Source organism: Muriicola jejuensis, from assembly GCF_010671595.1.
GTDB lineage: Bacteria > Bacteroidota > Bacteroidia > Flavobacteriales > Flavobacteriaceae > Muriicola > Muriicola jejuensis.
This window is the reverse complement of record NZ_JAABOP010000001.1, coordinates 1,346,969-1,360,467: the sequence shown is the minus strand read 5'-3', so window position 1 is coordinate 1,360,467 and position 13,499 is coordinate 1,346,969. Positions and strand designations below refer to the sequence as shown.

The 13,499-nt window shown below is 39.5% G+C and carries 4 protein-coding genes; all 4 read right to left on the bottom strand.

Features of this window, described 5'->3' with window-relative positions; all coding sequences use genetic code 11:
- Nucleotide 1: 1 nt before the first annotated feature.
- A complete protein-coding gene (locus GWK09_RS05935) occupies nt 2–3,601 on the bottom strand; it encodes a hypothetical protein (protein ID WP_163692069.1) in 3,600 nt (1,199 codons plus the stop codon).
- A complete protein-coding gene (locus GWK09_RS05930) occupies nt 3,598–7,095 on the bottom strand; it encodes a DUF6603 domain-containing protein (protein ID WP_163692068.1) in 3,498 nt (1,165 codons plus the stop codon). The genes GWK09_RS05935 and GWK09_RS05930 overlap by 4 nt, the downstream gene beginning before the upstream one ends.
- A gap of 23 nt (nt 7,096–7,118) precedes the next feature.
- The gene (locus tag GWK09_RS05925; RefSeq protein WP_163692067.1) at nt 7,119–9,077 is read right to left on the bottom strand and encodes a hypothetical protein; all 1,959 of its coding nucleotides are present in this window, start codon (nt 9,075–9,077) and stop codon (nt 7,119–7,121) included.
- Nucleotides 9,078–10,152: 1,075 nt separating this feature from the next.
- Nucleotides 10,153–13,497 (bottom strand): DEAD/DEAH box helicase, encoded by a 3,345-nt coding sequence (locus tag GWK09_RS05920; RefSeq protein WP_163692066.1) that lies wholly within the window; start codon nt 13,495–13,497, stop codon nt 10,153–10,155.
- Nucleotides 13,498–13,499: the final 2 nt, after the last annotated feature.

Below are 13,499 nucleotides of genomic sequence, written 5' to 3'. Positions count from 1 at the left end.
ATTAGGATTTTTGGGTATGTAGCATCTCTGCGGCATGCACTGCTATCATTACAGGAGATTGATATAAGACATAAGCCAGCTCTGCGGAGTTCATTTGTTTGCTCCAGGTAAGCTGTTTGTCCTCTTCATGTTGTTGCTGCTTCTCGGTTTCTCCTGTAGCCAAGTTTTGGATGGTAAGGGTTTGGAAGTTATCAACATTAAGGTGCTGGTCACTACTCCCTTCTGGGATTACCGTTCCCCAGGATAAATCGTTCCATACCTTAATATCACTGGGCTGAGTAGTGCCCATATCCAAACCAAATCGAGGCTCACCAGGACGCTCTTTGATCACAAAAAACCATCCTGCAGCCGTATCGCCTTCTTTTCCACTACCTCCTTTCGCTGTTTTGGAATCCAGGTCAAAACCAAAGAAATAAATATCAGGGTCTACTTTGGCTTCATAGAGCGGTGTTTTTATTTTAGTACGTGGTGGGTTCTCCATTTCACTCTCTATCAAGGTTACTAGTTGCCGCTCTTCATTGGTATTGATCTTGCCATCCTTCATTTGCCATTCCGCCTTATGGGCATAGATCACAGCATTGGGATATTTTTTAAGCAGCTCACCACGGATAACGAGCACCACTTCACTTTTGTCCTCAGCATGATCCTTGCTTTGCTCAAGTTTAGCATTGCGATAAGCTTCTCGGTGATCATGATCTCCCAAATTGTTATATCTTGACCATAGGTGAAGCTTCGGAATGTCCTTAAGACTCTCGCGTATCTCATCAGTCATTTGTTTTTCAATATCTTCAGAGGTTGCATCAGCAGGCAATTTCGATTTGGCGAGAGTGAGGAATTTCTGTAAGTCTTCCTGGTCATATGTAAAATCTGACACATCCCAAAACTGCCTGAAATAACTTCCGCGGTTATCTGATGGATATTCTCGCCATAACAATTCTCTTGCGAATTCATGATTGAGACCCACCATATAGGCCTCTATAAATTCCTGGTTGGTCTCTAGCAGTGAAATTGAGTTTTGAGCAACATAATTAATATTAGGCAAGAAAAGGTCTGGGGAGATATCTAGCAGATGCTCATACATCGGAATATCAAATTCAGGATATGCCCATGCCTCCTCAAAGGTTTCTTTTTTGCGCTCGCGAGCGAGGCGTTCTGGAATTTTTACTTGTGTTTTTAGCACATAGTCCCTAATGGTTTTTTTAGGATCTAATGCTGTAATCGTTGCGGTAGCAATGGTATCTAGATTCAGCTTGGGTTTTATGGGTTCTATAGCTGCCTGTTGATACGTCTTTAAAAATCGATTGGACTCCAGCAGGGCTGCCTTGTAACGCGTTGCCTCCTGGCTATCTCTGGCACCGGTTTGACCTTTTTTAAAAGAGATTCTTTCTCCAGCAACGGTCAAGGTAAAATCGGGTTTTCTAGGTAGTCGACTGACGGCTTCCGGCGTTTGGCGGTTAAACTCCAGGGCTTGGGCTGCTTTTTTGTCTTTTTCTACTTTCTGAATTCTGTAAAATAGAAGTATGAGTCCCGAGGCCACCACTAGAGCACCAGCTAGGGTACCTATGGATGTGGAAGTGAAACTTGCACCTGAGCCCACAACACCAATGATCAAAGCCAGGATTAGGATCACTAGAATCAGTAACAGCCATTTAAACCAACTCTTTTGGGCCATCCATTCCAAGATACCGGGGACATTTTCAGGTTGAAAGGCCTGGGCAAAGTCATCTATGGTTTGCACTTTTGGGGTCGTTTTTTCAGGAGCAGGATGAATCTCGCCTGTATTGATCCTATCAATAAGATGATCCGCCGGTGCCTCACTAGCATGGTAATTAAGGACTTTATATCCTCTGGAATTGGGCCGGGTAAAGGCGCGTATCCTTGGAGAAAATATTACGGAGGGGACTTTGCTTGCTTTTACCTGATGTTTTAGGGTTAGGGTCTGTTCATTGCCACTCAGGGTAAGTCCTTTGGAAACGATTCGCGCTTGCATGGGCTGGGTGAGCATCATAAAGGTCCCTGGGTGCACTTTGACCAGAGGAGTCAGGTACTTAACATGCCATACTAAGGAAGCCATTTCGGCTAATTTGGCCTGACGGATACGTTTGTTAGCCTCTATTATATCCCCAACCTGTTGCCAGGCCGCTTCCATATATTGCTCTTGGTTTTTTTGAATAACCTTGGTTCCAAATCCTGCTGTCACACGATGTCTTGGATCCAGATTCAAATCATGTACCCAATTATTCTTGGGAAATGGATTTGTGGGGTCCAACAGACGTTGGGTTAGGGAATGCCATCGCCCATAGAGTGGGGCAGTTATCAGTGGGTCAGGGTCGTCCCCAGGATTCGCCCTAAGTGAAAGAGGAAGGTTATTATTGTTATGTGCTTGTCCGGTAATTTTTTTACCATACTCATCCGCCAAATTGATAAAAGATGCCAATTCCCTCTGAAACTGCCTCGGATAGGGCTGATCCCAATTCTCATATTTTTGATGGGTCTCTAGGTCTACAATAGCCTCTTCTGGAATACGCAGCGCGCCACCCAGACGCAGAACTCCTTCCAAAGGGGAGTATTTCTCTCCATTAGGCTTAAGCTCTTGGTCACTAATTCCAGAAATGTTGGATCCAGGATTTGTGCAATCCATATTTCGGGTACCTACCCGTGAGTCTATAGGTTGAGGTTTAAGTAGGCGTACGAGGTATTCGAAATCCCCAGCATTCCCGGTACGGAAATACCATCGGTGATAGTAAGGAAAACTCTTGGAATCAACCCTTGAAATAATAGTATTATAGACAATTTCCTCCCCACTGGGCCAGGAGGTGGTGGTAGGGCGAAGCGCCGTGCCTGCTTGATAGAATTGCGCTTCTGGGGAGATGCCTAATCCAGCCAATCGACCACTTTCGAAGGAAGGGATCAAAAAAGCATGGTAGGCGGTATTCTCCTTTAATTTAACAGGACACAATATTCGGGAATAGGCCATATCAGGATTTTCGCTGAGTACCCGCTTATACTCTGTCAGCACCTTATCCAGATCATTAGTTTCTGCTACAATTTTTTCCGTGTTAGTGGTCTCACCCTTGATTAAATCCTCATTGATATGGACATGGGCCCATGCCCAAAGTTGTTCTGCGGGTTGGAAGAGCGTCTCAGGACTCACATCCTCGTTTAAAACAAAATATGAAAGGGGTTTATCGGTAAGGTCTTTCCCCTCGGTAAAGGTTCCTTCCTCAATAACTACCAAGGCCAGCCAGGGTTGTAGACGATCTTCATTATCGGGTTTAGTTGGAGAGTAGCGCCATGGGAAATCCTCATCGTAGAAATCGATGCATGGTAGGTAGTTCGGTTCAAAATTGGTGATCCAGTCGTGTGGTTCGGTTTTAATGATGATGGATTTATTAATCCCCACGATATCCCCAGGACCATAGGTAGAGATTTGTTGGTTGATGGTCTCTTGTTTGTCGCCATCAATTCCAGAACCCTTTAATTTAAAAGGCATTTGAAGCCGTGCACGCAGATTGTCCTGTAACGGATCTATCTGTAGCTCGTTATTGATCCCTTCGCGAACCCAGGGTAAGAACGAATATGTATCTAGTTTTAAACTCATGCTGCTGAGGTCATGGCTTCACTAGCGGGAATGATATGAATCTGTTCAGCTAGTTTAGGATTAGTTTGTATTTCAGAATAGACAAAGGCTTCGGCCTCTGTAAAGTGTTCAAATTGTGCTCCTTCCTGGTAAAGAGTATTATTGCTGGTATTGGCCACTAGATAGCTGCCGGCAAGGGCTGAAATTTTATCGGCAAAGGGCTGTTTTGCCGTGAACTGCTTATTGGAAAGCGTGCATTTCGCAGCGGCATTGTTCATCAAGAAGGCACGGAATAATCCTGATAAGAGTCGGTAGAGTCGCTTTTTACCACGTTTGTAGGCTGTATCAATGGTTTGGAGTTCATAGCGCACATGGCGTACTACCATCTTAGCGGTACGCAGTCCTCCATCTTTGGCGGTGATATATTTACCTCCTGTATATTTTCTTGTAGCTTTTTCTGTCAGCAGGTCACTGGCCTTTTTATTATAGAACTGACCAGGAGCAAAGGACTCCATGACATCACTACCCCAGTCAAACTGATTGGGCAGATCCACCAGATCAAAATGATTGGCATCTGAAGGTTTTTGGTTACCAACCTTATCAACGGTGACTTTCAAAGGAACAGCGCGTTGAGTAATCTTAATTCTTCCCAGTGGGTGTAATACGATAGGGTTCGGCTGATCAGCGCCCGGTTCAGGAATCTCTCGTAAGGATACCAACAGCTGTCGTTTGGCAGGGGCAATAGCCTCCCAATTTTGTCGGTTGTTGAGTTCCTTGGCAATGATAGGCATTACCGGGATAGGCTCCAGTTTGGTGTTCTTGCGTTCGCCCCAAGTCTCATCAAACCGCGCTTTGAAGGTAAAGAATAGGATCTTGATTTTGCCATACCCCTTGGCACGCCATGGCGTAGGTCCTTCCAGGGAGAATTTAAGGGAGATGCTAAATAGCCCTGCTCCAAACACTTTGAGGGATACCTTACCGGAGATCTCCACAATGAAATAGAAGGGATCGAATTGAAAGAGCACATCCATACCGACAGAGCCTTCGATTTTAAAGGCATCAAAGCCGAATTTCAATTCTAGGTGTGCTCCAAACTGTACGGTGTTAGTGGTTACAGCAAAATAGCCGGACACCCTTATTTTACCCCAGGACTCATTAAGGATACTAATCGACAGGCGTTTAGGGACTGGGAAAGGTAAAGGGGGTGGGTTAAATCGGGGATGGAAGCCACCGACGGTCAATACAAAATCAGAATTATCACCCCAGGCGACCAGAAGGCCCATATCTCCTTCGATAGTGATAAACAATATCCTGGAATCAAAAATCGAAGCGTAAAAGAATAAGTATTTGGCGGTAAAGTCAATGGCGCCGATAAAGTTGATCTGGAGTTTTAATATGACCTTATCTTCATCAGGAAGAATACATTTCAGTACCCCTAGAATGGCAATCCGCTCTATACTTCCTCCATTATCGGTGCGGATTTCAATGATTATTCCCAGGGCAACGTCTATAATCGGTGGCTGACCCCAACCAATTTTGACCATGGGGCCAATCAAAAAATGATCCTGAAGGATGGGGAAGAAATCACGGATATCACTAATGATCTTCGGTGCGTTTTCCACGATATTTGTAGGGAACAAGAGATTCGCCGTAGCCCCAGACTGTACCCCTGCTGCCAAAGGCGTGAGCTTGGCAGTACGATGTAGCCCTAATAAACCTCCAGCTCCCAAAAAGACAAAACCAAAACCCAATTGAATAGTGAACTCGGCAGTAATAATAACCAGCAATGAAAAGCCTGCTGACCCATCGGGCATTTTTGTGGAGATTAATCCAATGGCTTTCAGAGATAAAAATTCATTGAAGGTGAGCTCTAATGCCCCTGCATATTCGCCACGGTCTGCATCGATATAGAGGTATCCGGCCCCTTTGACTACACTGGCGTCGATAGACAACCCCACACCATTAGGGGGCTTAAAGCCCAGATCCAGGTTGAAGGGGCCCATGTTTCCTGAATTATTGGGCGGGAAGGTGATATTGAATTTTACACCAACATTCTCTACCACGGCGCTTAATGGTCCTAAGCTCCCTTTGATTGTAGTGCCGAATTCAATGGGTATTTTACCATCACCTGGTTTTATAGCAATTACTGCAGATTGTAGTTCAATAGGCCCAAGTTCAATGTGGACAGGAAGTTTGATCTCCAAGGCGCTACTGCCTTTAAAATAGAATCCTGATTTCTGGGAAAAGCCTAATGTAAAATCAAAATCTACCTTTAGCTCATCAGCAGGGAGCAATTCTTTGATAAAACCGTCCCCCTCCTTGCTGCTCAGTATTAAGCTCAGTGCCTTGATATCCGTTTCAACAAATATGGATTCATTATCCTCAAATCCCATCCGAACAGCCCAGGATTTGAACTGTAATTTGGCCCCAATCGGGGTATTAAAAATTATAATAGGTTCATCCTCTTTTTCAAATATAAATTCCGGGACAAAATTCTTCAGCTCAAACCCGTTAACTGTGCCATTATTAAAGACATTAGTCACCATTTGCACTTGTTCACCGTGCTTTAGGGTAATACCTGCATTTAGGCGACTATCTCCGGTATATTTAATCTTAAAGGTTAAATGTTCTGTAATAGGGATCTCCAGTCCATTGCCGGGATCAAAAAACACGCCTAATCCCGCTCCCACAGGAGCGGTTTTAGCTGCATTGTAAATAGGATAAAGTTCTACGCTTAGGGCGTCTGTCAAATCACCCAATAGGGGAAATTTAAGGATGCGAATCGTGCGAGCATTCTGCTCTGTGACAACATCTACTCCATTGTTAAAGACCTGGAGCGCCTGAGGATCTACACTGGTAATTTCTGAATAGAGGTTGAGAGAAAGCCCAAGAAGACGTAAGTTTTCAATTAGCTTATCAAAGGATATTTCTGCACCGGTCCAATTATAAGTGGTTTCAATAGCACTAGCGGGATCGCTTATATAGTCACCAATTTTATCCCAGTGGATTTCTCTTTTGGTGTAGGAAACTTTATGGGGTTCATTTTGTTCAACAAATTCGATATTGATGATCCCCATGGTGCGCAGGATATTATGCGTGATAGGGAACTGCTGCTCAAGGGCTTTTACCGTTAAGTAATTAATTAGTTGCCCGGGCAGTTGATTGACAATATTGGTAGCATTTAAAAAATCCTGAGAATAAAGCGAGTTTAAGGCATTGGATAAATTATTAGCGGTTTTAATCGCATCAGAGAGTGTCTTGACAACTTTAACGAACAACTCCAGGTATTCCTGTTCTGATTTATTATCCAGGTTGTTCTCAATGTCATCAATGATATCGATGACATTACCGAGTACTCCATTAAATTCCTGAAATACGTCAACAATGGCAGGGGGCTGATAACCAAATTCATTGAGAAATGCCTTGACGCTTTCCCCATCATCGAGTGCTTCCACCAGCGGGTCGAAGTAGGTAAAAACGGCGTCAGAAATGACTATGACATTGGCTTTCTGCACGATAGAAAGGGTTAAGTTTTACATTATATAGCTCCTGCGATTTTAAGATAATTTTGATAGGCATTCGAAAAATTCACTCGAGGTCTGATGATATAAGCATCACTATTGCTGTCTAGCCGATGAAAAGGTGAGATAGCCTGTATATCTTCAAATTTGAAGGTCTCGTTGATGGGTAATCCACCATCGCTAGAAGAGAATAGGTGCCATTTTTTTATTTTTCCGGTAACCGTGTCATAAAATTTGAAACAATAGTTTTCTGGCTTATATCGGGTGGTGCTATTATTAACAGCCCCATCGAAGAAGAATGGTTCTATAAATCGATTTTGGTCATCCGATGAATCTTTGGACATGTAGTTGAAAAGGAAAAATTCTTTACTATCTATTTTCTCTTGGGCAAATACAAAGCCAGTGGTTGAGGTTTTAAAAGCTCCTTCAATTGGATCGTAAAAAGTAAAAGCCATATCATACTCTAAAAGTTTGTAGGCCACAGAATTGATAGTTTTGGACTTAACCGTAACATTAGAACTGGAATTAAGTTGATTCAATTTTAGATTGGCTAAATGAATCTTTACCATTTCTTGTACGATATCAGCCACTAAATTCATATGTGCTATCATGCTGTTCATCATGCCTTTTAGAGAATTGGACAAGCCGTGTCCTGCCACATACATTTGGTCACCCATCAATGAGCTATTAAATTTTCGCGTACTGAGTTGGACTACCACAGAATGTTCTCCCCCCCAAACACCATTAGGATAAAATGAAGCGTACAAGGGATGATTTCGGATGTATATATGGTCGCCAACCTGCAGATCAATGGATTTGACGGATAATTGTTCATAGAGGGCCTTATCCTCACGAGTATCCATAATAAGGTGATACGGGGTGGGGACATCGATGTATTTATAAATTTTAGCTCCTTTGGAATATGAATTAGCCAGGCTTTTAAAGCGTATTTTTTGTTTTACAGGGTTTACAGCAATGATTTCTGCTTTTTCAAATGTATTCCCCTGGATAATATGACATTCCTCAGATTTTGGTAAACTGAAATATTCATCTTTAGTTCTATTAGACTCATCTTTCATGATAAAATCTTTCATAAAGAACCAGACACGTTGTATCTCGACTTCAATATCCGAACCTGAATTGGCAGTTGCATCTAAAATGGTATATAGGATAGTTCCTCTTTTTAAATTACCAAATATGGAATAGGGATGGTCAATAACAAGATGTTGTTCCCCTTCGGTTACGAGTTTACTTAACAAGGTAGTAGGATTTTTAGCTTCTAATAAGGAATCAATATGAACACAACTTATAGTGGGATCACATGGAAATAAGTTTCTATCGCAATAGGCTGACTGTTTTGTAAAAAGTTTCTCAACGGCTTCAACGGGTTTAGCCTTACCAGTAGGGGTTAGAAAAAATGGTGTTGCTTTTTGCAAACCGATAATATGCGACCAGTGATTTTCAGCCGCTTTGTTAACTCTGAAAATGTTGTATTTCTTGGGCGGGTTCGAGCCAGGGATATCTTCCTGGCAAGCATTTGAAGGATAAGCAAAAATGTTACGTTTCTTATTGGGATTCACATAGAAAACCATTCTTTTAATCATTCGGTCTCTACGATTGACAATGAATTTGAGATAGGATGCATGCTGTGGTTGCAAGAGTTCGGGATGCGAAGCGATTACTCCATAAATGATTTGTAATCGAGAACGTGATTTGCTAAAGGATCTCCACTGATCTTTTAAGGTCCCTGTCTGATAACCACCATTGATGTTCGTGTTAACGTATGCCGTCGTGTCAACAATGAATTGAAGCGTTTTGGCCTCAATCTGAGCCGTGGGGGTATTTTCTGCCAGTAGGTGTTGAATGATTTTCCAAATGAACCAACGTCGATTGTTCTCTGAGTACCTCAAATTGAAAGCGGAGTCCTTCTTGGCACTTAGCTTATTAATGAGCTTTTGTTGTTCCTCCTCGGTCATAATCCAAAAGGCTGGTTGTTATTCCCCAGCCCTCGCTCAGATATCACTTTAATCGATACATCTATTAAACGATTTCACTAAAAGTAAAGAGTTAATAAAGGGCCGAAGGGTGCCATTTAAGGTAGTAAATTTTGAGGATAAAGGACTATAGTAAAACCTTTAAAATTCTATGGCTTTTTATTAAACTGTTTGTGGCGATTATTTCTCACCGTCTTTTCTTAAAATCATAATTTTCAGCTTCTGGAACTAAAATATCTATTGAAAACCAGCAGGATCAGGAGGTGCTATGGTTGGTGCAGTTGCTGGTGGGGTGCAAGGTCATGCCTCTGGTTATACTTTAGGATGGCTAGGATATAAAATATTTGGATAGATTCAATGAAAAATAAAGTAAGAATTACATACATATTATTTGCACCCCTTGTTGTAATCGGTGTATTGTATAGGTATTGTATTCTTGATTCTTTTTGGGAATTTATTGGCACCTATTTATTAGGACTAATGATATTTTTTCTTGGGGACTTACTTCGAGAGTATATGATGAAAATTTATTTCAGAAATAATTAAAGTAGCCATTTTAACCGCTTTTTAATAGAGAAGAGGGGATTATTGCTTTCTTCTCTTTTTTTGAAACATGATTAATCAAGTTTTTTCAAAAAGAAGGAAATGAATTCACTTATATTCATTTTTATATACTATTAATAATCAGAGGCTTAGTTCTTGGTTACTTTGAAAAGAGATTACATTTGTCGTATACAGAAATAAAAAGCCCCGTAAACATTATCGTTTCGGGGCATTCTGTGGTCTCACCTGGGTTCATTCCTTCCAGGAATGGACCAGAGAGTGCGCGCTCCTGCAAATAGCAACCCACACAGCCCTGGCGCGCTGCTGTTCATTTTTTGTCCGCCGCCTTACAAAAACAAGTTTTTGACGGCTCCGTCCAAAAAAGAACCCCGCGCATTTGCGCGGGGTTTGCTGCTTGATGTGGTCCCACCTGGGCTCGAACCAGGGACGCCAACTTACTTATTACCAGCTACTTGTCACCTTGTGAACTATTAAGGTATCCGAATTGTGTGCCTTATTTTTTTACTCCAAGAACATTAAATTGTTCTAATTTATGCTCTATTGTAATACTGTCCTCTAAATTAGAGGAAAGAATTATTGTTCTTATAGTCTCGTCAAACATACCAATTTTTCGAGATTCTTCTCTATAATTAAAAGTCCTTATGGTTAATCCTTTTCTGCCATAAGAATTGTCATTAATTATTGGATGATAAGCTAGAACAATTTCGTTTTCAAGATCCTCTGGGTTATGTTTCCTGGAATCAAATAGTATCCACTTGTTTTTTAATTCATCTCCCAAATCAGCATTTTTAACCATAGTAGCAAAAATGCTTTTTGAATAATTTCCTGATTTAACTTTTAACCATTTTAAAGATTTTGGTTCCTTATGAAGAATAAACTTTGAGTATGCTTGTTTGGCTTCGTAGGCAGGTACGTATTTTATGTATTTTAATTCTTCAGGCACTTCATCATCAGTTATTACTTCTGATTTTGTTTGTAATTGATTAAAGTATTCTTCTGCTTCTGCTCTAAATTCATCGAAAGATTTTGTTAGGTCTTTTAGGTTCTTCATCTGAATTTCAAAAACCACCATCCCCACATAACCCTCAACGTTGCCAATACCTTCTACATTATTTAATTCTAGCAGAAGCCTGTTCTTTTTAACATTTGAAAAGACTTCACCTTTGATTTCAATAACATAAATTATCTTATTGTAAAAGAATATAAAATCAGGAAAGTACTTATGAGTTCCATATTTAAAATGAATATTCCGCTCGTTTCTTAACCAAAATGGATCATTTCTATTTGTGACATTGTAATCTATTGCTTCTTCCGCCGCCAAATTCAATCCATCGGCGACTTTCATTTCTTGGGATTCTTTTCCTTTAGTAATTAGATAATTTACATAATCTGCCAACAGTTTTTCAGGATATGAATCAAACTTGTCATAGTCATACGCTGAATGTTCATAGCCATAGAAATAATATCCGTTTTTTATTAGAGCAACTAACTCATTTTTATCCGAAATACTTCTGGAATCATTGTTTTTATCCTTAGTACGTATTTTAATGTTTTCTGTTTTGAACTCGTTCTGTAATAACCAAGTATTTGATTCTGAATCTAATGTGTCTAGGTCTAGTTCAAAATATTCATTCTCAACATAATGTATATAGAAATAAGTGAAGCTATCTTTAAATCTATTAATGGCGAGTTTATAATCAACGTCATCTAGATTATAGAAGTAAAAGCCTATCTTATTCAATAATTTACCATACTCTTGAAAAGTTGTATATGTGTTAGGAATATCAGGTATTGCCTGTAGTTCCTTCAAAACCCTGCCATACACCTCTTTCATATCCTTTTCAGAAATCTTTAAAGCATCAAAGTTCCACTCTTGGTCTTCTCCCAACTTATGAAATATCTTTTCGTCAGTAAATAAATCTACTTCAGTGAAGAAACTGTTTGGCGTGTATTTCAAAAAACTCTTGTTCTCTGAATCTATTTCCCTATTAAATGAATTTGAAGCCAAAAAGTCTTTAAGAATTTTATCGTAATTGGTAATTACATCCTGGATTTTAGCCCCTTGTTTACGTTTAAAATCAATAGTAATCTTTGGTATTTGAATACCTTTTAATTTTTCCGTTTTAACAGGATTTTCTATTACTTCTTCTGCACCTCTTTCCATTGCAAAAGTTTTATCATTCAATCCAAATTCTTGTTGAATCTGAAGCACTACTTCTTCAAAAGAAGCTCCTTTGTCGCAAACAATATGAAGTTTTTCGGTATGTGTAAGTAAGTCGTTGTCTTCAACTTCATCATAGTCTCTATTTAGCTTATTTAATCTTACACCACGACCAACAATTTGCTTTACAGACGTTTTAAATTCAGAGGGAGTATCATTAATAATAACTATTGAATAGATGTTTGGCATGTCTATTCCTTCATTCAACATATCTATGAAAACTACAATCTCTACATTGTTTTTCTTTATGTCATCAAATTGTTTTTTAATTATTTTATCTGATTTAGAATGTAATAAAATGGAAGTTTGAGCAACTTTATCAATGTCTTTTAACAATACCAAAAAGTCTGAATTATAATCCTTTTCAAACATCTCCAAGATTAAATTCGTTGTCTCTGTGTCTTCAGTTTTAGCCTTTTCTAATATTACTTGTAGTATTTCTAAAGCGGTTCCTAAATCATTTTTGATATAATCTTCTACCTTTTCGGCAAAAGAAATTTCATTTTTTACTTTAACAAAACCTATTGGCTTTAGGTCTCTACATTTTACATCGCTATTTAACGCCTTCTTTTTAATTAAATGAACTAAAAAGAATGTGAGCAGTTTATACTTTTCTAAATCTGATATTTCAGTCTTCTTCCCTTTTGTTTTTGATTCTTGACCTGGTAAGGCTAATACACGAACCTTTTTGCCATATTTATCTTCCAAAAACCGTTTAATATCATACTTATAGACAATAGTTTGATTTTTCTTGTTCTGATTTCTTTCTGTCTCCACAGCAGTTGCAGTGAACTCAATAACCGCTAATGGGTGAAAAGCATTAATAACTTGTTTAGCCTTTTTACTTTGTGCATGGTGGGCCTCGTCAGTTATAATTACTAAATCGTTTTTGGATAGAAATTCCAATAGGCTAATGGTATTACCATCTATATCTTTCCAATCTGAACCTTCCCATTGCTTTTTAGTCTGAGTAGCATTTGTGCCAAACTTGTCAATATTAAATACGAATATGTTAGCATCTGTATCTGAAGCAAATAAGTCCTTTGTGTCCTTATAATTATCTCCGGTTATCAGGTTAAACTTAAAAGGGACTTCATCATTCCATACTGTTTCAGCTGTTCCTATAGTAAAATTGCGTATAGTTTTCTTGTAGATTTCAGTTGAAGATGGTGTGACAATTAGAAAGTTTTTAACATCATGGTATTTATTAAGGTAATATACTGTAGCCCCCATTAGCATAGTTTTACCCGAACCAGTCGCCATTTCGTATCCAATAAAAGGAGCTAGCTTTCCCGTTTCTTTATCTACTTTCTCTAAAAGGGGTTTTATGTGAGCGTAGGGTTTATTCCTTAATAAATTCTTTTGTATTGATTCAGGTGATTTACACAAGTCTATAGCTTGCGGGTAGATAGCATGTAAAGTATATATAGCCTCTTTTTGATAATACCTGAAGGGATATTTAGTAACTCCTTCAGCCAAGTCTTTTAAGAAGGAAGCTTCTGGTGTTAAGTTTCCAAATATATCTCCAGTACTTGATTCTATTCTGCTTTTAATATCCTCCAGTTTAGAATGGAGTATTTTTCTAAACTCTTGGTAATATGGTTTATTTACGGGCATAG

Coding starts and splice junctions, on each gene's coding strand:
- GWK09_RS05935 (WP_163692069.1), bottom strand. CDS start 3,601: ATGAGTTTAAAACTAGATACATATTCGTTCTTACCCTGGGTTCGCGAA.
- GWK09_RS05925 (WP_163692067.1), bottom strand. CDS start 9,077: ATGACCGAGGAGGAACAACAAAAGCTCATTAATAAGCTAAGTGCCAAG.
- GWK09_RS05920 (WP_163692066.1), bottom strand. CDS start 13,497: ATGCCCGTAAATAAACCATATTACCAAGAGTTTAGAAAAATACTCCAT.